The 22,014-nt window shown below is 69.5% G+C and carries 21 protein-coding genes; 17 read left to right on the forward strand and 4 right to left on the reverse strand.

What is annotated here, in order from left to right:
• Positions 1–30 precede the first annotated feature (30 nt).
• The 3 genes from LBW94_RS02505 to LBW94_RS02515 are packed head-to-tail and all read left to right on the forward strand — an operon-like array spanning position 31 to position 3,037.
• Positions 31–717, forward strand: coding sequence for a hypothetical protein (locus LBW94_RS02505; protein ID WP_225056526.1), 687 nt, complete (start codon positions 31–33; stop codon positions 715–717).
• Entirely contained in the window at positions 696–1,553 is an 858-nt protein-coding gene (locus LBW94_RS02510) for a MutS-related protein (protein ID WP_225056525.1), read from the forward strand. The genes LBW94_RS02505 and LBW94_RS02510 overlap by 22 nt, the downstream gene beginning before the upstream one ends.
• Positions 1,550–3,037: a MutS-related protein gene (locus tag LBW94_RS02515; protein ID WP_225056524.1), complete on the forward strand. Its 1,488-nt coding sequence runs from the start codon at positions 1,550–1,552 to the stop codon at positions 3,035–3,037. Before LBW94_RS02510 ends, LBW94_RS02515 begins: the two co-directional genes overlap by 4 nt.
• On the opposite strand, the gene LBW94_RS02520 is transcribed toward LBW94_RS02515, so the two are convergent.
• On the reverse strand, positions 3,003–3,644 hold the full coding sequence (locus LBW94_RS02520) for an alpha-ketoglutarate-dependent dioxygenase AlkB (protein WP_225056523.1): 642 nt from the start codon (positions 3,642–3,644) through the stop codon (positions 3,003–3,005). The genes LBW94_RS02515 and LBW94_RS02520 overlap by 35 nt on opposite strands.
• 200 nt (positions 3,645–3,844) lie before the next feature.
• Between LBW94_RS02520 and LBW94_RS02525 the strand changes: the two genes are divergently transcribed.
• Positions 3,845–4,750 (forward strand): aminoglycoside phosphotransferase family protein, encoded by a 906-nt coding sequence (locus LBW94_RS02525; RefSeq protein WP_225056521.1) that lies wholly within the window; start codon positions 3,845–3,847, stop codon positions 4,748–4,750.
• Positions 4,751–4,959: 209 nt separating this feature from the next.
• On the opposite strand, the gene LBW94_RS02530 is transcribed toward LBW94_RS02525, so the two are convergent.
• From LBW94_RS02530 to LBW94_RS02540, 3 genes are all read right to left on the reverse strand, one after another.
• On the reverse strand, positions 4,960–6,381 hold the full coding sequence (locus tag LBW94_RS02530; RefSeq protein ID WP_225056519.1) for an MFS transporter: 1,422 nt from the start codon (positions 6,379–6,381) through the stop codon (positions 4,960–4,962).
• The gene (locus LBW94_RS02535) at positions 6,378–6,824 is read right to left on the reverse strand and encodes a MarR family winged helix-turn-helix transcriptional regulator (RefSeq protein ID WP_225056518.1); all 447 of its coding nucleotides are present in this window, start codon (positions 6,822–6,824) and stop codon (positions 6,378–6,380) included. Before LBW94_RS02535 ends, LBW94_RS02530 begins: the two co-directional genes overlap by 4 nt.
• Before the next feature lie 100 nt (positions 6,825–6,924).
• Complete coding sequence (locus LBW94_RS02540) at positions 6,925–7,815, reverse strand: alpha/beta fold hydrolase (protein ID WP_225056516.1); 891 nt, start codon at positions 7,813–7,815, stop codon at positions 6,925–6,927.
• A 182-nt stretch (positions 7,816–7,997) separates the two neighbouring features.
• On the opposite strand from LBW94_RS02540, the gene pyrR reads away from it, so the two are divergent.
• From pyrR to metK, 13 genes are all read left to right on the forward strand, one after another.
• A complete protein-coding gene (gene pyrR, locus LBW94_RS02545) occupies positions 7,998–8,603 on the forward strand; it encodes a bifunctional pyr operon transcriptional regulator/uracil phosphoribosyltransferase PyrR (RefSeq protein WP_225056514.1) in 606 nt (201 codons plus the stop codon).
• Complete coding sequence (locus LBW94_RS02550; RefSeq protein WP_225056512.1) at positions 8,600–9,565, forward strand: aspartate carbamoyltransferase catalytic subunit; 966 nt, start codon at positions 8,600–8,602, stop codon at positions 9,563–9,565. The genes pyrR and LBW94_RS02550 overlap by 4 nt, the downstream gene beginning before the upstream one ends.
• 139 nt (positions 9,566–9,704) lie before the next feature.
• A complete protein-coding gene (locus LBW94_RS02555; RefSeq protein WP_225056510.1) occupies positions 9,705–11,027 on the forward strand; it encodes a dihydroorotase in 1,323 nt (440 codons plus the stop codon).
• Entirely contained in the window at positions 11,027–11,533 is a 507-nt protein-coding gene (locus LBW94_RS02560) for a transporter (protein WP_225056508.1), read from the forward strand. Before LBW94_RS02555 ends, LBW94_RS02560 begins: the two co-directional genes overlap by 1 nt.
• On the forward strand, positions 11,530–12,645 hold the full coding sequence (gene carA / locus LBW94_RS02565) for a glutamine-hydrolyzing carbamoyl-phosphate synthase small subunit (RefSeq protein ID WP_225056506.1): 1,116 nt from the start codon (positions 11,530–11,532) through the stop codon (positions 12,643–12,645). The genes LBW94_RS02560 and carA overlap by 4 nt, the downstream gene beginning before the upstream one ends.
• Before the next feature lie 70 nt (positions 12,646–12,715).
• Positions 12,716–16,117: a carbamoyl-phosphate synthase large subunit gene (carB, locus tag LBW94_RS02570; RefSeq protein WP_225056504.1), complete on the forward strand. Its 3,402-nt coding sequence runs from the start codon at positions 12,716–12,718 to the stop codon at positions 16,115–16,117.
• A gap of 104 nt (positions 16,118–16,221) precedes the next feature.
• Positions 16,222–16,467 (forward strand): hypothetical protein, encoded by a 246-nt coding sequence (locus LBW94_RS02575; RefSeq protein WP_225056502.1) that lies wholly within the window; start codon positions 16,222–16,224, stop codon positions 16,465–16,467.
• Positions 16,464–17,288, forward strand: coding sequence for an orotidine-5'-phosphate decarboxylase (gene pyrF / locus LBW94_RS02580; RefSeq protein ID WP_225056501.1), 825 nt, complete (start codon positions 16,464–16,466; stop codon positions 17,286–17,288). Before LBW94_RS02575 ends, pyrF begins: the two co-directional genes overlap by 4 nt.
• A gap of 603 nt (positions 17,289–17,891) precedes the next feature.
• The gene (mihF, locus tag LBW94_RS02585) at positions 17,892–18,212 is read left to right on the forward strand and encodes an integration host factor, actinobacterial type (RefSeq protein ID WP_019927023.1); all 321 of its coding nucleotides are present in this window, start codon (positions 17,892–17,894) and stop codon (positions 18,210–18,212) included.
• A gap of 7 nt (positions 18,213–18,219) precedes the next feature.
• Complete coding sequence (gmk, locus tag LBW94_RS02590) at positions 18,220–18,801, forward strand: guanylate kinase (RefSeq protein WP_225056500.1); 582 nt, start codon at positions 18,220–18,222, stop codon at positions 18,799–18,801.
• Positions 18,802–18,937: 136 nt separating this feature from the next.
• The gene (rpoZ, locus tag LBW94_RS02595; RefSeq protein ID WP_225056499.1) at positions 18,938–19,213 is read left to right on the forward strand and encodes a DNA-directed RNA polymerase subunit omega; all 276 of its coding nucleotides are present in this window, start codon (positions 18,938–18,940) and stop codon (positions 19,211–19,213) included.
• A gap of 60 nt (positions 19,214–19,273) precedes the next feature.
• Positions 19,274–20,491, forward strand: coding sequence for a bifunctional phosphopantothenoylcysteine decarboxylase/phosphopantothenate--cysteine ligase CoaBC (gene coaBC / locus LBW94_RS02600; protein ID WP_225056498.1), 1,218 nt, complete (start codon positions 19,274–19,276; stop codon positions 20,489–20,491).
• Between the two features lie 270 nt (positions 20,492–20,761).
• Complete coding sequence (metK, locus tag LBW94_RS02605; RefSeq protein ID WP_225056497.1) at positions 20,762–21,976, forward strand: methionine adenosyltransferase; 1,215 nt, start codon at positions 20,762–20,764, stop codon at positions 21,974–21,976.
• Positions 21,977–22,014 lie beyond the last annotated feature (38 nt).

Consider the following 22,014-nt stretch of genomic DNA (forward strand, 5'->3'; position numbering starts at 1 on the left):
TCACCGGACCCGCAAGGCATTCTGAGGACGATGGAGTATCACAGTGTGCTGTGGCAGCCGCGGGCGGAGATCGCGGAGGTGGTGGTCGCCGAGCAGGTCCGGGTCGATCTGCATCTGGACCGGATCATCGCGGCGGTGGCCGGAGATCTCGATCCGTATCGGCTGACCGAATGGTTGCGGCGGCCGTTGTGTGACGTCGAAGCGGTGCGATATCGCCAGGAGGTGTTCGCCGACCTGGCCTCGGAGGCGGCCTACCGCGCATTCGACGAGTTCGCCATCGCGCTGTGGCGAATGCGCGATCTGCGGGAACGCGCGGTCGCGCAGCGTCGGCCGCAGCAGCGGGCCCGCTGGTGGCTGGATGCCGCTGCGGAGTATGTGCGCGCGGTGATCCGGTTGCACGAGGAGCTCACCGGACTGCCGCTCACCTCCCGCGCCCTCACCGGCTGGCGCGCCTACCTGGCCGAACTGGTCGCCGGCGCCGCCTTCACCCGGCTCGCCGCGGCGCTGCACGATACCGAGGAAGCATTACGAGGCGTGCGTTCTCGGTGCGGATCACCGACCGAACCGTCGAGGTCGGCCGGTACGGCGGTGAGCCGGATTATCAGGACACCATCGCGAACCTGTTCCGCCGCTTCGTCTCCGCCGCACCCGGTCCACGATCGGCCCCGGATCGCGCCGACGCGAACCCGTTCGAGATGCAATTGCTGGACAACGTGACGGCGCTGTTCCCGGCCCCGTTCCGGCTGCTCGAACGCTTCGCGCGCGATCACGAGGAGTTCGCCGATCCGGGCGTCGTCGCCTTCGATCGCGAGATCCATTTCTATCTGCGGTATCTCGCGGTGGCCGCGCGGGTCACCGGGGACGGGCGCGCGGTGACACTGCCGGAGGTGACCGCCGGATTCGACCGCCCGTATGCCGACGCCGCCTTCGACCTGGCACTCGGCCTGAAATGTGCTGCCGACCGGAAACCTCTGGTGTGCAACGATTTCCGACTGGACGATGCCGAACGGATCCTGGTGGTGACCGGCCCGAACTCCGGCGGCAAGACCACCTTCGCCCGTACTGTGGGCCAGCTCGTGTACCTGGCCGCGCTGGGGTGCCCGGTGCCGGCGACCCGGGCGCGGCTGCCGCTGCCGGACCGGATGTTCACCCACTTCGAGCGTGCCGACACCGCCGCCGATCGGACCGGCCGGCTGCTGCGCGAGCTGACCGCGGTGCGCGACACACTCGCCGCGGCCACCGCCGACAGCATGATCGTGCTGAACGAGAGCTTCGCGTCGACCACCACCGCCGACGGGTTGCGCATCGGCGGTGCGGTGCTGGACCGGATCACCGCCCTCGGCGCGGTCGCGGTGTTCGTCACCTTCTTCGAGGGGCTCGGCGCACACGGTTCCGCCACTGTCGGCATGGTGGCGACGGTGGATCCCGATGATCCGGCGCGGCGCACCTACCGGCTGCACCGCAGCGACGGCACCGGACAGGCCCACGCCGCGACGCTCGCGCAGCGATACGGCCTGACCTACGACGCGGTCACGGCCAGGGTCATCGGATGAGGGCCGATCTGCTGTTTCCACCCGGACACGCCGGTGCGGCAACGACTCTCGGCGACACGGTGTTCACCGACCTGGGCCTGACCGCGGTATGCGCGGCGATGGCCGACGGTGATCCGGTCCTGCTCACCGCGGCCCGGACCGGCCTGACCTCGATCGCCGCCGACGCGGCGACCGTCCGCTACCGGCAGGCGGTGTTCGCCGACTGCTGTGCGCATCCCGATCGGATCCGCAGGATCTACGATATCGCCTGCGCCGCAACCGAAGTGCGCCGGTGGACGATCGGCCGCGGCAGTCGTCCGGGCGGCAAGCTGCTGCTGGCGTTGCAACCCGTCGCGGAGTCGATGCTGCTGCTGCGCCGTCTGCGCGCCGAATGTGACGGCAGCGCAGCGTATTTCGAATCCAGTGGGCTGACCGCACTGTGCGCGCAGGTGCGATCCACCCTGCCGGACGAATATTTCGACGAGGTCGGAACCCACCTCGCCGCCCTGGATTTCGACCACGGCATGCACCTCAGCATATCCCTCGGGCCGGGCAACAAACCGGTGGATCCGATCCTGCACGCCCCGCCGCGGTCGCGCCCGCGAGGGCTGCGCCGCCGCCCCGGAGCCTTCGAAGCGGCCGACGACTTCGAGGCCGGAACCACCGCGCTGACCCGCTTCCGGAGCCGTGCACTGGAGGCGGTCGCCGACGTGGTCAGCCGTGCCGCCGACGGTATCGGCGATTTCTTCCTCCGGCTGCGCACCGAACTGGCCTTCTACCTCGGTGGTCTCACCCTGTGGCAGCGGGTGCGGCAGGCCGGGGTGCCGGTGTGCGTGCCGTCCGTACTGCCGGCCGGGTCGCCCGGCCTGCACTGTCTCGGCCTGCGCGACATCGGCCTGGGGCTCACCGGGGAACCGGTGGTCGGGGTCGACGTGTCGGCCGACGACCGCTCCCTGCTGGTCGTGACCGGCGCCAACAACGGCGGTAAGACGACATTCCTGCGCAGTGTGGGCGTCGTTCAGATCATGATGCAGGCGGGCCTGTTCGTGGCGGCCGACGAATTCGTCGCGCCCCTGCGCACCGGCGTGTTCACACATTTCGCGCCGGAGGAGGATCGGACGCTGACCCGCGGCCGGTTGGCCGAGGAGCTGGCGGGGATGAGCCGCATCGTCGACCGAGTGGCAGCGGGTGGTCTGCTGCTGTGCAACGAGTCGTTCGCCTCCACCGGCGAACACGACGCCGCCCGGATCGCCGGGCCGTTGATCGCGGCCCTGGTGGATTCCGGGGTGACGATCGTCTTCGTCACGCACCTCCACGAATTCGCCGCCGCCCGCCGCGCCGCGGCGCATCCGTCGGACCTGTTCCTGCGCGCCGGGTGCGCCGACGACGGCACGCGTACCTATCGCATGACGCCGGGCGCACCCCGGCCGGAGGCGCACGGCGCCGACCTGTTCCGCCAGGTGTTCGGTCTCACCGCACCCCCCGCGGCCGGAACTGGATACTGATCCGCGGCCCCACCGACCGCCGGGTTTTCGGCACCGCGTGCTCCCAGGTGCGCTGGCACGACCCGCCCATGACCAGCAGATCACCGTGGCCGAGCTGGTACCGGACGGCGGCGCCACCGCCGCGCGGCCGCAACGCCAGCCCGCGCGGCGCGCCGACGGAGACGATCGCGACCATGGTGTCGTGCCGGGCGCCCCGGCCGATGGTGTCGCCGTGCCATGCGACACTGTCGTTCCCGTCGCGATACCAGCACAGTCCGATCGTGCGGAACGGCTCGCCGAGTTCGGCGGCGTAATGCGCGCTGAGTGCGGCGCGAGCCGCGTCGAGCGCCGGATCGGGCAGCGGCTCGCTCTCGTCGTAGAACCGTTGCAGCCGTGGCACATCCACCACCCGGTCGTACATCGGCCGCCGATCGGCCCGCCACGGCACCCGCACCACCAGCCGTTCGAACAGCGCATCCGAACCGGTCAGCCACCCCGGCAGTACGTCCACCCAGGCGCCGGAACCCAGCTGCGTGCGATGCAACCCGTGCCACGGACCCGGCGCGGTGAGCCCGGCCGCACCCTCGTCCGGGCAGTCGAACAGCGAACCCTGGAGTGTCGTCGACATGCGGCCAATCTACCGGCTCTCGAACGTATGTTCCAGTAGCAAACCGTCGGTTTCCGAATCGCTCGCCCCGGCGCCCGTCGGCAGTCGGTCTACTCCCTCCGCCGTGATGATCGTGCGTGCCGCTGCGGCGCGCCGCCCGAAAGGGTGTGTGATGGCCGCCGCTGTTGGCGCGAAACGGCTTCCGCGACATAGGCTGTGGCGTGCCGATCGACATTCCGGAGGGGTTCGCGCGGAGTATGGCCTCCGACGCGGGAGAGGCGGGTCGCACATGGATCGATGCCCTGCCCGCAGTGCTCGACGAGTTGCTGCAACAGTGGTCGTGTACTCCCGACGGCGAGGTGATGCACGGCCGGGTCGGGATCGTGGTGCCGGTACGGCACCGCGATCTGCCACCGGCGGTGATGAAGGTGTCGTTTCCGCATTCCTGGACCGTCAGCGAATCGGCGGCCTTCGCGGCGTGGGACGGCGCGGGTGCGGTGCGCCTGTACGCACGCGCCGGCAACTACAGCGCGATGCTGCTGGAACGAGCCGCGCGGGGCACGCTCGCCGACGTCGCCGATCCGGAACGGGCTGTCGCGATTCAGGGTGCGCTGGCGCGACGACTGGCCGTCACCGCACCACCCGGATTCCCCACGCTGTCCGCGCAGATCGCCCCGTGGGAGCACGAGATCAGCACTGCGGCATCAGAATTGGGGCACCCGCTGCCCCGTCGGACCGTGGACGCCGCGCTTGCCACCGTGCGCGAACTCGGCCCGGATCAACCGCAGACGTTGGTGCACGGCGATCTGCACGACGCCAACGTGCTCGGCTCCGACCGTGAGGACTGGCTGGCGATCGATCCGAAGGTCTGTGTCGGCGACCCGGCCTACGATGCCTTCACGGCGATCTACAGCCCGCGCTTCGGTGACCTGATCGCCTCACCCGATCCGCGGCCGACCCTGTTGCGCCTCCTCGACATCTATTGCGACGCAGCGGAAGTCGACGTGGAGCGGGCCCGCCGCTGGACCCAGGCCGGGGCGGTGCGAGAGGCCCTGCGGGAACGGCGGCACAGCGATTCCGCAGAGCTCGTGCAGGCCGCCGACCGGCTCGCCCTGGCGCTGACGTGACCGCCGACGTCCGGCACCGCGAGGTCGTGGCGACCAGGTCCACGACGTGAGTCGTCTGGATGGCATGTCGTGACCCGATGCTGTGGTCGGCGCTCCAGGCGTGTGGCCACGCCGATGGCGTTCGGCCGGGTCGAGGTATGGGTGCGCAGATCTGGACCTTGCCGGGGCCGCGATCGGCATGTGCCGCAACGGAATCGGCCGAGCGCGGGTCAGGCGCCGGTGAGCTCCGTTTCGGCACGCCCGATCCGGCCCAGCGAGCGATCCGCCACCGTGAGCAGGAGGAACAGGACTGCGGCGACCAGCATGAACTGCGAGAGATGATGCAACGCCGCGGTACCGGCCGGGCGGGTCAGCAGCGCGCCGCTGGCCGCCGCCGAGCCGATCGCGCCCAGATACATGAAGGTACGCAACAGCCCGGCCGACGAGGCCATCCGTTCCGCATCCGCCTGGTGGTAGACGGCATTCTGGATCGCGAGATTGTTGAGCCCCTGCGGAATTCCCATGATGCACACCGCCGCGACCAGCACCCAGATCGTGGTGGACGCGTGCACGAGCAGCAGCAGGCTCGCGGCGGCGATCTGCGCGATCGCACCGACCACCATCTTGCCGCGAATCGCCTGGCGCCGGCCGGTGAGCGCGGAGACCCCGATCCCGGCCAGCGACATCGGCAGCAGCACCAGACCGGCTGTGGCCGCCGACAATCCGCGCCCGTCCTCGAGCCACTGGGTGAATCCGTAGAGGAAGCAGTACCCGATCAGAGCGGTCAGCGCGCCGCGCACATAGGTGGCGAGCAGGGGCAGATTACCGCCGAGCACCCGGATGTCCAGGAACGGCTCGGACGTGCGCAACTCCCGCAGCACCAGCGCGGCCGCGGCCAGCACCGCGATCACCGGCAGATACCAGTGCGACCACGCCGGTTCCATCAGGAACAGCAACAGCGCCACGAGGGTGACCGAGAACAACGCGATGCCCGGCACATCCAGACCGGCGAACTTGCCGCGCCCGGCCGCGACCGGGGTCTTCGGCAGCCGTCGGATGCCCAGCGCCAGACATGCCAGCGCCAGTGGGATGTTGACGGCGAAGGTGGCCCGCCAGCCGCCGAGGTGAATGAGCAGCCCGCCCGCGGTCGGCCCGAGCACGATGATGGTCTGTCCCGCGATCGACAGCGCGGTCAGCACGCTGGTCGGGCTGGAGTGCCCGGTGCGCTCGGCCTCGCGGCGGATGAGGTACATCGAGGCCGGGTAGCCCGCGCAGGTGCCGAAGCCGAGGATGACCCGGGCCAGTACCAGCACCCACAGTGCCGGCGCCAGCAGGCCCAGTATTCCGGCGACACCCGTGAGCGCGGCGCCCGCGAGATACAACCGTCGCGGCCCGTACAGGTCGATCAGCCGCCCGACCACGGGCTGCCCGATCGCGGTGGCCAGATACAACGCCGACACCAGCCACGCCGTCTGTGCGGGCGGCGCGCCGAACGCCACGCCGATCGGAACCAGCGAAACCGCCAGGATCGACGAGTTCACCGGATTGAGCACCGACGAGACGATCATCGGGACGATCAGCCGCCGGTCGAAACCGTCCGCGTCGGCCGGTTGCCGGAACCTGCGACCGATCCGGTGCAAGGTGACAGTCATTGTGCCGTCAGCCTTTCCAGCAGGCTCAGGGCGTCCAGCACGGTGGCCCGTTCGGCCTCGGTGAACTGTTCCTGCATGGCGGCGGACAGCCATTCGTGCCCGGCCTGGCTGCGACCCTCGAGCAGTTCGCGGCCGGCCCGGCTCAGCGACACCACCTGGCGGCGCCGGTCGGCGGGATCGGTGCGGCGTTCGACGAGTCCGCGCTCGTCGAGCACGCCGAGCGTGGCGGCGATGGCTTGCGGTCGCACCCGCTCGGCGGCGGCGATATCGCTGGCGGTGCCCTCGCCGCTCTTCTGCAACCGGCTCAGCACCGACAGCTGCGACGGGGTGAGCTCGTGACTGTCGGACGCCTCCAGGAAGCGTCGCCGCAACCGGCTGATCAGCACGCGCAGTTCGCGGGCCGCCCGGACGGCCGACTCGGAGACGGTCTGGGTGGAATCCATGACCCCACTCTAGATAGACAAGTCGGATTGTTCAATCCAGATTGAACAATCCGACTTGAACAATTCACGGCCGTGCCGCTACCGCCGCCGTGAGCCGCTGTCAGGCGGTGTGCGGGATGTGTGCCCGCACGAAATCGACCACGGCATCGGTGAATTGGTCGTTCACGTCGCTGGCGGCGGTGTGCGCGGCCCCGGCGATCTCGACGTACTCCAGACTCGGGACCAGTGCCCGGAAGGCGGCGACGCTGTCCTCGCCGACGACATCGGAGAGCCGGCCGCGGACCAGCAGCACCGGGATGGTGAGCGCGCGGGCCGCCTCCTCCAACTCGTCGGCGTTGAGGTCGAGATCCTCCGGCCGCTCCGGCACCTGCATCATCGCCGGATCCCAGTGCCAGTACCAGCGGCCGTCGCGCTGGCGCAGATTGCGCTTCAAACCCTCGGGGCTGCGTGGCCGGGGGCGATGCGGCAGGTATTCCGCGACCGCGTCGGCAGCCTCCTCGAGGGTGGCGAAACCCTGCGGATTCCCGACCAGGAAGTTCAGGATCCGGTCGATGCCCTTGCGCTCCGGGCGGGGCACCACGTCGACCAGCACCAGTCCGGAGATCAGCTCGCCGCCGGGCATGGTGGTGGCCAGCAGGCTGGTCAGCCCACCCATGCTGGCGCCCACCACGATCGCCGGCCGGCCCAGCTCGGCCAGGATGCCCAGTAGGTCACCGGCCTGCGCCTCGCGGCTGTAGTTTCCGTCCGGGGCCCACTCGCTGTCGCCGTGCCCCCGCGCGTCCAGCAGTACCGCGCGCAGCCCGACCTTGGCCAGTGCCGCGCTCGTGTCCTTCCAGGAGTGCCGGGTCTGGCCGCCGCCGTGCAGGAACACCGCCAGCGGACCGTCGTCGGGCCCCCAGCTCTCTCCGGCGAGTCGGATACCGTCGGCGCCGCGGAAGGTCAGCGGGGTCGGATCCGTGAACCCATTCGCATTGCTCACGACTATGAGCATGACACAGGTGCGGGTGAGATTTACAGTGTATGACAACGGCGCTGTGACATAGCCGACAATTCGCTGAACGGCCGGGAAATGGGGGGACCGGGGTCGGGGCCCGGTGCGCGCACTGCTAGGCTTGCCAGCCGAAACAGACATCCTTTAACGGACCGTCCCGTGAGGCGGGGAAGGAGGTCGGCATGGCCGTGCCCGAATACTCGCAGCGACACGACCCGGAATGGATCCGGGCCGGGCGCGAGCTGTTGTCGGCGCAGGACGTGAGCCGCACCGTGGCCCGGATGGCCCACCAGATCATCGAGAAGACCGCCCTCGACTCGGCGGATCCCCAGGCGCCGCGCGTCGTGCTGATCGGCATTCCCACTCGCGGCACCACGCTGGCCGCGCGGCTCACCGACCGGATCGAGGAGTTCTCCGGGGTGCGGCCCGCACTCGGTTCACTGGACATCACGCTCTATCGCGACGATCTGCGCAATCGCCCGCACCGGCCGCTGGAGCGTACCCAGGTGCCCGAGGGCGGCATCGAGAACGCCCTGGTGGTACTGGTCGACGACGTACTGTTCTCTGGCCGCAGCGTGCGCTCGGCGCTCGACGGCCTGCGTGATCTCGGCCGTCCGCGCGCGGTGCAGCTGGCCGTGCTGATCGACCGCGGCCATCGCGAACTGCCGATCCGCGCCGACTACGTCGGCAAGAACGTCCCCACCTCCCGCAACGAGGACATATCCGTGCTGCTGACCGAACACGACGGCCGCGACGGCGTCTACCTGCACCAGGGGGACGAGCAGTGAGGCATCTGCTGTCGGTGACCGATCTCGATCGGGCCGCCGCGACCGAATTGCTCGACGACGCCGAACGATTCGAACAGGCGCTGCTCGGTCGCGAGGTGCGCAAACTGCCCACCCTGCGCGGCCGCACCGTGATGACGGTCTTCTTCGAGAACTCGACCCGCACCCGGGTGTCGTTCGAGGTCGCGGGCAAGTGGATGAGCGCCGATGTGATCAATGTCAGCGCCTCCAGTTCCTCGGTGTCCAAAGGTGAATCGCTGCGCGACACCGCCCTGACCCTGCACGCCGCCGGCGCCGATGCGCTGATCGTGCGGCATCCGGCCTCCGGCGCCGCCCACCAGATCGCCCGCTGGTTCGCCGAAATGCCCACCGGCTCAGGTGGTTTCGCGGGCAACGGCCCGGCGGTCGTGAACGCCGGCGACGGCATGCACGAGCACCCGACCCAGGCCCTGCTGGATGCGCTGACACTGCGGCAGCGGCTGGGCGCGCTGGAGGGCAAGCGGATCGTCATCGTCGGCGACATCCTGCACAGCCGGGTCGCCCGCTCGAATGCCTTCCTGCTGAGCATCCTCGGCGCCGACGTGGTGCTGGTCGCGCCGCGCACCCTGCTGCCGGTCGGCGTCGGCCACTGGCCGGTGCGGGTCTCCGACTCGCTCGACGCCGAGTTGCCGGGCGCCGACGCGGTCATGATGCTACGGGTCCAGGCCGAGCGGATGAACGGCGGATTCTTCCCGTCGGCCCGCGAGTACTCGATCCGGTACGGGCTCAACGAACGTCGCCTGGCGCTGCTCCCCGACGAGGCGGTGGTGCTGCATCCGGGCCCGATGCTGCGCGGCATGGAGATCGCCTCGGCGGTCGCCGATTCACCGAAAGCCGCTGTGCTGCAACAGGTCAACAACGGTGTGCACATGCGCATGGCGGTACTGTTCCGCCTGCTCGCCGGTGCCGAGGAGGTCGTCGCATGATCGGGTCGGAGGTGGCGCCGGAGCGCAACCACGGAGGCCCCCTGAGCATGCGAGAAAAGCGGAGCATGATCGGGCGGGGCCGGAGGCGGCAGCGGAGCGTAACCACGGAGGCTCTCCGATCGTGCGAGGAGGGGCGAGCATGAACGTATTGATCAAGAATGTGCGCCTGTACGGCGAGGGTGATCCGGTCGACGTGCTGCTGGGCGAAGGCGAGATCCGCGCGATCGGCCCGGACCTGACGGCCGATGACGTGGAGACCGTCGACGCCACCGGCCAGGTGCTGCTGCCCGGTTTCGTGGACCTGCACACCCACCTGCGCGAGCCCGGCCGCGAGGACACCGAGACCATCGAATCCGGTTCCGCCGCAGCCGCTCTCGGTGGCTACACGGCGGTGTTCGCGATGGCCAACACCAGCCCGGTCGCCGACAACCCGGTGGTCACCGACCACGTGTGGCGCCGCGGCCGCGAGGTCGGCCTGGTGGACGTGTACCCGGTCGGCGCGGTCACCGTCGGGCTGCACGGGAAGCAACTGGCCGAGATGGGCACCATGGCCGCGGGCGAGGCCGGGGTCCGGATGTTCTCCGACGACGGTCAGTGCGTGCACGATCCGCTGATCATGCGCCGCGCCCTGGAATACGCGAACTCCCTCGGTGTGCTGATCGCCCAGCACGCCGAGGAACCCCGGCTCACCGCCGGCGCGGTGGCGCACGAGGGCCCGACCGCCTCCCGGCTCGGCCTGGCCGGCTGGCCGCGCGCGGCCGAGGAGTCGATCGTCGCCCGCGACGCGCTGCTGGCCCGCGACGCCGGTGCCCGCGTGCACATCTGCCACGCCTCCACCGCCGGTACCGTCGAGATCCTGAAATGGGCCAAGGCACAAGGCATCTCGATCACCGCCGAGGTCACCCCGCATCATCTGCTGCTGGACGACTCGCGACTCGAGACCTACGACGCGGTGAACAAGGTGAACCCGCCGCTGCGCGAGGCCGCCGACGTGGCCGCGCTGCGGCAGGCACTGGCCGACGGTGTCGTCGACTGCGTCGCCACCGATCACGCCCCGCACGCCGAGCAGGACAAGTGCTGCGAGTTCGCGGCGGCCCGGCCCGGCATGCTCGGCCTGGAGACGGCGTTGTCGGTGGTGGCTGACACCATGGTCCGGACCGGGTTGCTGGACTGGCGCGGGGTGGCCCGCGTGATGAGCGAGAATCCGGCCCGCATCGCGGGCCTGGACGATCAGGGCCGCCCCCTCGCGGTGGGGGAGCCGGCCAACCTGGTGCTGGTCGACCCCGAGGCCGAGTGGACGGTGCGGTCCGCCGACCTGGCCAGCATCTCGAACAACACGCCGTACGAGGCGATGACCCTGCCGGGGCGGGTGACGGCGACGTTCCTGCGCGGCCGGCTCACCGCTCGCGACGGGGCGGTGCGTGCCGGTGCGGGCGCATCCAGGACCGGAGGAGAGTCGTAATGGAACGAACACTGCTGGTTCTTCTGCTGCTCGCGCTGTTCGCGCTGTGCGTATGGGGTATGTACCGATCGTGGCAGCGGCGCGGCGCGCGGCAGGCGGACGCCATCGGCGACCTGCCCGCGGTGCCCGCGGAGCTCGGCGCGCAGGTGCTGGAGCCGACCACCGGCCTCTACACCGGGACCACGCTGGCGCCCAGCTGGCAGAACCGGGTGGTGGTCGGTGGCCTGGGCTTCCGTGCCACCGCGGAGCTGACCCGCTTCGAGCGCGGGGTGCTGCTGGAGCGCGACGGCGCGGCGCCGATCTGGATTCCGGGCGAGTCCATCACGGCGGTGCGCACCGAGCGCGGCCACGCGGGCAAGGTCATGACAGAAGATGGTGTGCTGGTCATTCGCTGGAAACTGCCGACGGGCACCGAGGTGGACACCGGGTTCCGCGGCGACGACAAGACGGTGTATCCGGCCTGGACGAGCGGCCGCGCCAGCACGACGAACGGAGACAACCAATGAGCGCGACCGCGCTGATGGTGCTGGAGGACGGCCGGGTGTTCCGCGGGTCCGCCTACGGCGCCACGGGTGAGACGCTGGGTGAGGCGGTGTTCTGCACCGCGATGACGGGTTATCAGGAGACACTGACCGATCCGAGCTACCACCGGCAGATCGTGGTGGCCACGGCCCCGCAGATCGGCAACACCGGCTGGAACGACGAGGACGACGAGTCGAAGCGGATCTGGGTCGCCGGGTACGCGGTGCGCGACCCCGCGCGCCGCGCCTCGAACTGGCGCGCCACCACCACCCTGCCGGCGGAACTGGAACGGCAGCAGGTGGTCGGCATCGCCGGCATCGACACCCGCGCCCTGGTGCGCCACCTGCGGACCCGCGGTTCGATGAAGGCGGGTATCTTCAGCGGCGCGGCCGCGGCGGCACCGGTCGAGGAACTGCTGGCCCGGGTGACCGGCCAGCCCTCGATGCTCGGCGCCGATCTCGCCGCCGAGGTCAGCACGCCGGGCGTGTACACGATCGAACCGGCCGGGGAGCACCGGTTCACGGTGGTCGCCGTCGATCTCGGCATCAAGACCAACACCCCGCGGATGTTCGCCCGGCGCGGCATGCGGGTGCACGTGGTGCCCTCCGGCGTCACCCCCGAGCAGATCCGCGAGCTGAATCCGGACGGCGTGTTCCTGTCCAACGGCCCCGGCGACCCGGCCACCCAGGACGATGCCGTCGAGCTCACCAAAGCCGTTCTCGGCGAGGGTATTCCGCTGTTCGGCATCTGCTTCGGCAACCAGATCCTGGGCCGCGCGCTCGGATTGTCCACCTACAAGATGAAATTCGGGCACCGCGGCATCAACGTGCCGGTGATCGACCATGCCACCGGGCAGGTCTCGATCACCGCGCAGAACCACGGATTCGCGCTGGAGGGTGAGGCCGGGCAGCGCTTCGACACCCCCTTCGGCGCCGCCGAGGTCAGCCACACCTGCGCCAACGACGGCACCGTCGAGGGCGTGCGGCTGGTCGACGGCCGGGCCTTCTCGGTGCAGTACCACCCGGAGGCCGCCGCCGGGCCGCACGACGCGGCCTACCTGTTCGACCGTTTCGCCGAGCTCATGGAGGACCGATGAGTGACACTGCGCAGCCCACTTATCGGGCCGACCGGGTGCGGGTGTCCCGCATGACACAGGAAGGTGTCTGATGCCTCGCCGCCAAGACCTCCGGCACATCCTGGTGATCGGCTCCGGTCCGATCGTCATCGGCCAGGCGTGCGAATTCGACTATTCCGGCACCCAGGCGTGCCGGGTGCTGCGGTCCGAGGGCCTGCGGGTGACGCTGGTCAACTCGAATCCGGCCACCATCATGACCGACCCGGAGTTCGCCGACGCCACCTACGTCGAGCCGATCACCGCGGAATACGTCGAGAAGATCATCGCCAAGGAGCGCCCCGACGCCATCCTGGCCACCCTCGGCGGCCAGACCGCGCTGAACACCGCGGTCGCCCTGCACGAGCGCGGCACGCTGGAGAAGTACGGCGTCGAGATGATCGGCGCCGACTTCGACGCCATCCAGCGCGGTGAGGACCGGCAGAAGTTCAAGGACATCGTCGCGAAAGTCGGTGGTGAGAGCGCCCGTTCGCGGGTCTGCTACACCATGGACGAGGTGCGCGAGACGGTCGCCGAACTCGGTTTCCCCGTGGTGGTGCGCCCGTCGTTCACCATGGGCGGCCTGGGTTCGGGCATGGCCTACGACGACGTCGACCTGGATCGCATCGCCGGTGGCGGCCTCGCGGCCTCGCCGACGGCCAACGTGCTGATCGAGGAATCCATCCTGGGCTGGAAGGAATTCGAGCTCGAGCTCATGCGCGATCGCCGCGACAACGTGGTGATCGTCTGCTCGATCGAGAACGTCGACCCGATGGGTGTGCACACCGGCGACTCGATGACCGTGGCCCCGGCCATGACCCTCACCGACCGCGAGTACCAGAAGATGCGCGATCTGGGTATCGCCATCCTGCGCGAGGTCGGTGTGGACACCGGCGGCTGCAACATCCAGTTCGCGGTGGATCCGAGCAACGGCCGCCTGATCGTCATCGAGATGAATCCCCGGGTGTCGCGGTCGTCCGCATTGGCTTCCAAGGCGACGGGTTTCCCGATCGCGAAGATCGCCGCGAAGCTCGCCATCGGCTACACGCTCGACGAGATCGTCAACGACATCACCAAGGAGACCCCGGCCTGCTTCGAGCCCACCCTCGACTACGTCGTGGTGAAGGCGCCGCGGTTCGCGTTCGAGAAGTTCCCCGGGGCCGACCCGACGCTGACCACCACGATGAAGTCCGTCGGTGAGGCGATGAGCCTGGGCCGCAACTTCACCGAGGCGCTCGGCAAGGTGCTGCGCTCGCTGGAGACCAAGGCCGCCGGCTTCTGGACCTTGCCCGACGGCCGCTGGACCGATGTACAGGACATCCTGCTCGACCTCACCACGCCCACCGAGGGCCGCATCTACCAGGTGGAACGCGCGCTGCGGCTGGGCGCCACGGTCGAGCAGGTGGCCGAGGCCTCCGGTATCGACCCGTGGTTCGTCGCCGAGGTCGAGGGCCTGGTGGACCTGCGCCGCGAGGTGCTCGACGCCCCCGTGCTGGACGAGCCGCTGCTGCGCGGCGCCAAGCACCACGGGCTGTCCGATCGCCAGATCGCCGCGCTGCGACCGGAATTGGCCGGTGAGGACGGTGTGCGCGCGCTGCGGCACCGGCTCGGCGTCCGCCCGGTGTACAAGACCGTCGACACCTGTGCCGCCGAGTTCGAGGCCCGCACGCCGTACCACTATTCGGCCTACGAGCTGGATCCGGCCGCGGAGTCCGAGGTGGCGCCGCAGCCCGAGCGCGCGAAGGTGATCATCCTGGGCTCCGGCCCGAACCGGATCGGCCAGGGCATCGAATTCGACTACTCGTGTGTGCATGCCGCGCAGACGTTGTCGGCCGCGGGCTACGAGACCGTGATGGTCAACTGCAACCCGGAGACCGTCTCCACCGACTACGACACCGCCGACCGCCTCTACTTCGAGCCGCTGACCTTCGAGGACGTGCTCGAGGTGTACCACGCCGAGCGCGAATCCGGCACCGTCGCGGGCGTCATCGTGCAACTCGGCGGCCAGACCCCGCTGGGCCTGGCGCAGCGGCTGACCGACGCCGGCGTGCCGGTGGTCGGCACCTCCGCGGCCGCGATCGACCTGGCCGAGGACCGCGGCGAATTCGGTCAGGTGCTGACCGCGGCCGGGCTGCCCGCGCCGAAGTACGGCACCGCCACCACCTTCGCGCAGGCCAAGAAGATCGCCGCCGAGATCGGCTATCCGGTGCTGGTGCGGCCGTCGTACGTGCTGGGCGGGCGCGGGATGGAGATCGTCTACGACGAATCCTCGCTGGAGGGCTACATCTCCCGGGCCACCGATGTGTCGCCGGAGCATCCGGTGCTGGTGGACCGGTTTCTGGAGGACGCCATCGAGATCGACGTGGACGCGCTGTGCGACGGTGACGAGGTCTACCTCGCCGGTGTCATGGAGCACATCGAGGAGGCCGGTATCCACTCCGGCGACTCGGCGTGCGCACTGCCGCCGATCACGTTGGGGCGCAGCGATATCGAGGCCGTCCGCCGTTCCACGACCGCACTGGCCAAGGGTATCGGCGTGCGCGGTCTGCTGAACGTGCAGTACGCGCTGAAGGACGATGTGCTGTACGTGCTGGAGGCCAATCCGCGCGCCAGCCGCACGGTGCCGTTCGTGTCGAAGGCCACCGCGGTGCCGCTGGCCAAGGCCGCGGCCCGGATCATGCTCGGCTCCACCGTCGCCGAACTGCGCAAGGAGGGCATGCTGCCCGCCGAGGGCGACGGCGGCAACGTGCCGCTGGACGCGCCGGTCGCGGTCAAGGAGGCGGTGCTGCCATTCCACCGGTTCCGCCGTCCGGACGGTTCCGGGATCGACTCGCTGCTGTCGCCGGAGATGAAGTCGACCGGCGAGGTCATGGGCATCGACGCCGATTTCGGCACCGCCTTCGCCAAGAGTCAGACCGCCGCTTACGGATCGCTGCCGACCGAGGGCACGGTGTTCGTGTCGATCGCCAATCGGGACAAGCGTGCCATGGTGTTCCCGGTGAAGCGGCTGCACGACCTGGGGTTCCGTATCCTGGCAACGGAGGGCACCGCCGAAATGCTCCGGCGCAACGGCATCCCGTGCCAGACTGTGCGGAAGCACTCCCATCCGGATGCAACGGGGGAGCGTGACAACACGGCCTCGGATATTCACCGCGCCGACACGACATCGGACATTCTTGGTCCCTCGATCGTAGATCAGATCAAGGATGGTGAAATCGACATCGTGTTCAATACCCCCTACGGGAACTCCGGGCCTCGGGTCGACGGCTACGAGATCCGGACCGCCGCGGTGGGTGCGAACATTCCGTGCATCACCACGGTGCAGGGTGCGGCTGCGGCCGTACAAGGTATCGAGGCCACAATAAACGGCGGTATCGGTGTGCGCTCCCTCCAGGAGTTGCATGCCGTGCTGCGCGCTGACGTGACCGACGAGCCACGAAGCGGATCTCTCGCGTGACCACGCGGGGCTCCGGGAACGTCGAACAGAAACACTGACGGGAGAGAATTACGGTGGGAGCCATCGGTTTTGGTGCAGGGGCGCGGCCGGTAGGGGCCGGGCGGGTGAAGCCGCGGCGGCGGTTGATCGACACCACGGGGGTGCCGATGTCCGCCGAGGTGACACCACGCGGTGGCGGTGACATCCGCGGCCTGCAGAAGGCCGGCGGGTTCGGCAGTTACAGCGCCGTCGGCTTCCGGGTCGCGCCGCCGATCGACTGGAACCCGGCGCCCGTCGAACCGGAACCCGAGGCCGAGGCCGACATCGAGCGCGAACTGGCGGTGGCCGGAACCGCGGCGGACCCGAAGTGAAGCCGTTCGGCGTCCGGCTGCGGCACGCCATGGCGGAATACGGGCCACTGTGTGTGGGCATCGACCCGCATCCGGCCCTGTTGCGCGCCTGGGGGTTCAGTGAGGACGCCGAAGGGCTGAAGCGATTCGCCGATATCTGCGTGGCCGCCTTCGGCGGCCAGGTGGCCCTGGTGAAGCCGCAGGCGGCGTTCTTCGAGACCTACGGTTCCGCGGGATTCGCCGTGCTGGAATCCACGATCGCCGCGTTGCGATCGCTGGACACGCTGGTGCTCGCCGACGTCAAGCGCGGTGACATCGGCTCCACGATGGCCGCCTACGCCGAGGCCTGGCTCGGCGACGGCCCGCTGGCCGGCGACGCCATCACCGCGTCGCCGTACCTCGGATTCGGCTCGCTGACACCGGCACTGGACCTGGCGGAGGCCAATCATCGGGGCGTGTTCGTGCTGGCGGCCACCTCGAATCCGGAGGCGGCCGTCGTGCAGGCCACCGTCACCGGCGACGGCCGCACCATCGCCCAGACCATGGTCGACGCGACCGCAGCGCGCAATGCCGGCGCCGAATTCGGCTCCGTCGGCGTGGTGGTCGGCTCGACCCTGGATCGAGCGCCGGATCTGACCGGGCTCAACGGCCCGATCCTGATGCCCGGGGTGGGGGCGCAGGGCGGGGGAGCGGCATCGATCCGGTCGCTGGTGCCGCCGGCGGTGCTGTCGGCGGTGCTGCCGAGCGTCTCCCGCGAGGTTCTCGCGGCCGGTCCGGCGGTGACCGCGCTGCGACAGCGGGTGCGCGAACTCGCGGAGGCTTTCGCGTTCCTCCAGGACTAGGTCGAGCGTTTCTCCGGGACTCGAGGTCGAGCGGTGCGCGGGTGTGCTGTGAGGCACGCTCAGCGCACCTTGCATATCATTCCGACTGGTCCGTTTTCGAATATGGCCCGCTGGGCGACCCGACGCCCGGTTGGGTATCACGAACTACACCAATGTGTTTTTCCGCGTCAGTGGGTCTTTCCGGCGGTCGTGCGAGTCCTTGTGGCGATCGTGTCGCGAGCCCGTCGTGAGATCCCCCGGGAGGGCCGCGACACGCGACACGCAGAGGTTAAAAAGCGCGACACGCCGATGAATCCAAGAAAGTTCCAGGTCGCGCGATAACAGGTCGATTACGACCGGTTCCGGACCGCTGCCGCTCCCGTCCCGCACCCCCGCACCGAGCGGAAAAGCCCAGGCCACAGGGCTGCGCGGGGTACGGGCGGTAGGATCTGCGCGACGGCTTCGGATGCGGCGCCGCCGGGCCCGTGTCGCCTCGCGACGCGCCCGGAATCCCTCGCTGACCTGGGGGGTGGGTTCGCAATCGGCAAGCGGCGTGGGTACGGTCGCTGAGACCGCCGGGTTACCGGGGGTAGATCATGCAATGAACGATGAGACGGAGGAACCGTGGCCCTTCCCCAGCTGACTGACGAGCAGCGAGCCGCTGCTTTGGAGAAGGCGGCTGCCGCTCGCCGCGCTCGGGCAGAGCTCAAGGAGCGCTTGAAGCGTGGCGGCACCGACCTGAAGACGGTCCTGAAGGACGCCGAGACCGATGAGGTTCTCGGCAAGATGAAGGTGTCGGCGCTGTTGGAGGCCCTGCCGAAGGTGGGCAAGGTCAAAGCGGCGGAGATCATGAGCGAACTCGAGATCGCGCCGACCCGGCGCCTGCGTGGCCTCGGCGACCGGCAGCGTAAGGCGCTGCTGGCCAAGTTCGACTTCACGGCCTGAGCCGAGAGTGGTCGGACACACGCAGAAGGGTCGACTGGTGGTACTGGTCGGCCCCTCGGCCGTCGGGAAGTCGACAGTGGTTCGCTGTGTTCGCGAACGACTGCCGGAACTGGTGTTCAGTGTGTCGGCCACTACCCGGGCCCCGCGGCCCGGAGAGGTCGACGGCCGCGATTACCGGTTCGTGACCAGGGCCGAGTTCGACACCATGATCGAACAGGGGGAGTTGCTCGAATGGGCCGACATCCACGGCGGCCTGCAGCGGTCGGGCACCCCGGCCGCCCCGGTCCGGACCGCGATCGCGGCCGGTAAACCGGTATTGATCGAGGTGGACCTGGAGGGGGCCCGCTCGATCCGCACCACCATGCCGGAGGCACTGCTGGTGTTTCTGGCCCCGCCCAGCTGGGACGTTCTGGTCGAGCGGCTCACCGGCCGCGGCACCGAATCACCCGAGGTGATCGAACGCCGGCTGCAAACAGCGAGGACCGAGCTCGCGGCATGTGACGAGTTCGACATCGTGATCGTGAACGACGATCTGACCAGTGCCTGTGAGCAGTTGGTATCGTTGTTCATCAGCACAAATTCGAGGTAGCGACCGGCCCGCTGTCGCGTGGCCGCTCTGCAGAAAACGCACCACCCCGATCGCCGATGCGGTATCCCGACGCCGTCGGGTGCGCAGCGACCGTCGAACCACAGAACCGTAACCAGACCCAGCAGGAGCCTCCCGAGTGAGCGACACCAAGCCCGTGCCCGCGTACGACACCCCGGTCGGCCTGACCAACCCGCCGATCGACGAGCTGCTCGAGCGCACGTCGTCGAAGTACGCGCTGGTCATCTACGCGGCCAAGCGGGCCCGTCAGATCAACGACTACTACAACCAGCTCGGCGACGGCATCCTCGAGTACGTCGGTCCGCTGGTGGAGCCCGGTCTCCAGGAGAAGCCGCTGTCGGTGGCGATGCGCGAGATCCACGCCGACCTGCTCGAGCACTCCGAAGGCGAGTAACGCCGCACGCGGTGGCGTCTGCGACGCCGCCGCCACCTGCGATCGAAAAGGCTTGATCAGATGCGGATCGTAGTCGGTGTGGGCGGTGGGATCGCTGCCTACAAGGCCTGCGCGCTGGTCCGGAAGTTCACCGAGACCGGGCACGACGTCCGGGTGATTCCGACCGAGTCGGCGTTGCAGTTCGTCGGGCGGGTCACCTTCGAGGCGCTGTCGGGCAATCCGGTGCACACGGACGTGTTCACCGATGTGCCCGAGGTGCCGCACGTGCGCCGGGGCCAGGAGGCCGACCTCGTGGTGATCGCGCCGGCGACGGCCGATCTGATGGCGCGCGCGGCCATGGGTCGCGCCGACGACCTGCTCACCGCGACCCTGCTCACCGCCCGATGTCCGGTGGTGTTCGCCCCCGCGATGCACACCGAGATGTGGGAGCATCCGGCGACCGTCGCCAACGTGCGGACGTTGCGCGCGCACGGCGCGACCGTGATCGAACCCGCGTCGGGGCGGTTGACCGGCGCCGATACCGGCGCGGGCCGGCTGCCCGAGCCGGAGGAGATCTTCGGGCTGGCGTCGCTGCTGCTGGAACGCGCCGACGCCATCCCGCGCGATCTGGAGGGCCGGCGCCTCGTGGTGTCGGCCGGCGGCACCCGGGAACCGCTGGACCCGGTCCGCTTCCTGGGCAATCGCAGCTCCGGCAAACAGGGTTTCGCGGTCGCCCGGCTGGCCGCGCAACGCGGCGCGCAGGTGACCCTCATCGCGGGTAACACCGTCGGCCTGGACGCGCCGGCCGCGGTGGAACTGGTGCATGTCACCACCGCTGAACAACTGGGTGTCGCCGTCGACAAGCACGCGGTCGGCGCGGACGCGGTGATCATGGCGGCGGCCGTGGCCGATTTCCGCCCGGTGCACGTGGCCGCGGTGAAGATCAAGAAGGGCGCCGACGAGCCGCAGTCGATCGAGCTGACCAAGAACCGCGACATCCTCGCCGGTCTGGTCCAGGCCCGGCACGACGGCCGGTTGCCCGGTACCGCGATCGTCGGCTTCGCCGCCGAGACCGGTGACGAGCACGGCGACGTGCTCACCCATGCCCGCGCCAAATTGAAGCGCAAGGGCTGTGATCTGCTGGTGGTCAACGCCGTCGGCGAGGGCCGGGCCTTCGAGGTCGACCACAACGACGGCTGGTTGCTCGGCGCCGACGGTACCGAACAGGCGCTCGACCACGGGTCGAAGGCGCTGCTGGCCAGCCGGGTGCTGGACGCGCTGGGGCCGCTGCTGCGCTGAGCGCTGCCGTGCGCACGCGCGCGGACCGCGAACATGCACCCGATGCAGCGATGCGGGCGCTGCCGGAACCCGTCGACACGCCGAGATGTCTCGGTGGTGAGCGGACGGGTGTGTAGGGGTTACCTGCTGTGGACGGTTGCGAATACTTCTGCGTACAGTGTACCCACTGTCGTTGGTTTGGAATATTCTGATCTGAAGGGTTGTGCGGTGGCGCAGTACGGCTACCGTTGCGACCCGAGCGAAGTAATCCGTTGAGGAGAGGGAAGAACTGTGCCCAAGTCCGGTAGCCGGCTTTTCACGAGTGAGTCCGTGACCGAGGGTCATCCGGACAAGATCTGTGATGCCATCAGCGATTCCATCCTCGACGCGCTGCTCCGCGAGGATCCCCGCAGTCGCGTCGCGGTCGAGACCATGGTGACCACCGGCCAGGTGCACGTCGCCGGTGAGGTGACCACCGAGGCCTACGCCGACATCCCGACCATCGTCCGGGAGAAGGTGCTGGAGATCGGATACGACTCCTCCGCCAAGGGTTTCGACGGCGCCTCCTGTGGCGTGAACGTCGCCATCGGCGCGCAGTCGCCCGATATCGCGCAGGGCGTCGACAAGTCGCACGAGTCCCGCGTGGGTGGTTCCGACGACGAGATCGAGCAGCAGGGCGCGGGTGACCAGGGCCTGATGTTCGGTTACGCCACCAAGGAGACCCCCGAGCTGATGCCGCTGCCGATCGCGCTCGCGCATCGGCTGGCCCGCCGGCTGACCGAGGTCCGCAAGTCCGGCGTGCTGCCCTACCTGCGTCCCGACGGCAAGACTCAGGTCACCATCGAATACGACGGCGCGATCCCGGTCCGGCTGGACACGGTCGTGGTGTCCACCCAGCACGCCGCCGACATCGACCTGGACAACCTGCTCGCTCCCGACATCCGCGAGAAGGTGCTGGAGTCAGTGCTGGCCGAGCTGGAGCTGCCCAGCCCGCTGGACATCTCGAACGTGCGGCTGCTCGTCAATCCCACCGGCAAGTTCGTGCTGGGTGGCCCGATGGGCGACGCCGGCCTGACCGGCCGCAAGATCATCGTCGACACCTACGGCGGCATGTCCCGCCACGGCGGCGGCGCCTTCTCCGGCAAGGATCCGTCGAAGGTGGACCGCTCGGCCGCTTACGCCATGCGCTGGGTCGCCAAGAACGTGGTCGCCGCCGATCTGGCCGACCGCACCGAGGTCCAGGTGGCGTACGCCATCGGCAAGGCCGCCCCCGTCGGCCTGTTCGTGGAGACCTTCGGCACCGAGAAGGTCGACCCGGAGCAGATCTCGGCCGCCATCAGCGAGGTCTTCGACCTGCGTCCGGGCGCGATCATCCGCGACCTGGATCTGCTGCGCCCGATCTACGCACCGACCGCCGCGTACGGCCACTTCGGCCGCACCGACGTCGACCTGCCCTGGGAGCGCACCGACCGCGCCGAGAAGCTGCGCGCCGCCGCCGGACGCTGATGTGGCGGAGGCAGTGCCCGGCGACGGCATATCCGGAC

The sequence above is a fragment of the Nocardia sp. alder85J genome, from assembly GCF_020176955.2.
Lineage (GTDB): Bacteria > Actinomycetota > Actinomycetes > Mycobacteriales > Mycobacteriaceae > Nocardia.

Coding starts and splice junctions, on each gene's coding strand:
- LBW94_RS02515 (WP_225056524.1), top strand. CDS start 1,550: ATGAGGGCCGATCTGCTGTTTCCACCCGGACACGCCGGTGCGGCAACG.
- LBW94_RS02560 (WP_225056508.1), top strand. CDS start 11,027: ATGGAACGAACACTGCTGGTTCTTCTGCTGCTCGCGCTGTTCGCGCTG.
- LBW94_RS02540 (WP_225056516.1), bottom strand. CDS start 7,815: ATGCTCATAGTCGTGAGCAATGCGAATGGGTTCACGGATCCGACCCCG.
- LBW94_RS02520 (WP_225056523.1), bottom strand. CDS start 3,644: ATGTCGACGACACTCCAGGGTTCGCTGTTCGACTGCCCGGACGAGGGT.
- carB (WP_225056504.1), top strand. CDS start 12,716: ATGCCTCGCCGCCAAGACCTCCGGCACATCCTGGTGATCGGCTCCGGT.
- LBW94_RS02555 (WP_225056510.1), top strand. CDS start 9,705: ATGAACGTATTGATCAAGAATGTGCGCCTGTACGGCGAGGGTGATCCG.
- LBW94_RS02505 (WP_225056526.1), top strand. CDS start 31: ATGGAGTATCACAGTGTGCTGTGGCAGCCGCGGGCGGAGATCGCGGAG.
- coaBC (WP_225056498.1), top strand. CDS start 19,274: ATGCGGATCGTAGTCGGTGTGGGCGGTGGGATCGCTGCCTACAAGGCC.
- carA (WP_225056506.1), top strand. CDS start 11,530: ATGAGCGCGACCGCGCTGATGGTGCTGGAGGACGGCCGGGTGTTCCGC.
- LBW94_RS02535 (WP_225056518.1), bottom strand. CDS start 6,824: ATGGATTCCACCCAGACCGTCTCCGAGTCGGCCGTCCGGGCGGCCCGC.
- pyrR (WP_225056514.1), top strand. CDS start 7,998: ATGGCCGTGCCCGAATACTCGCAGCGACACGACCCGGAATGGATCCGG.
- LBW94_RS02510 (WP_225056525.1), top strand. CDS start 696: ATGCAATTGCTGGACAACGTGACGGCGCTGTTCCCGGCCCCGTTCCGG.
- LBW94_RS02530 (WP_225056519.1), bottom strand. CDS start 6,381: ATGACTGTCACCTTGCACCGGATCGGTCGCAGGTTCCGGCAACCGGCC.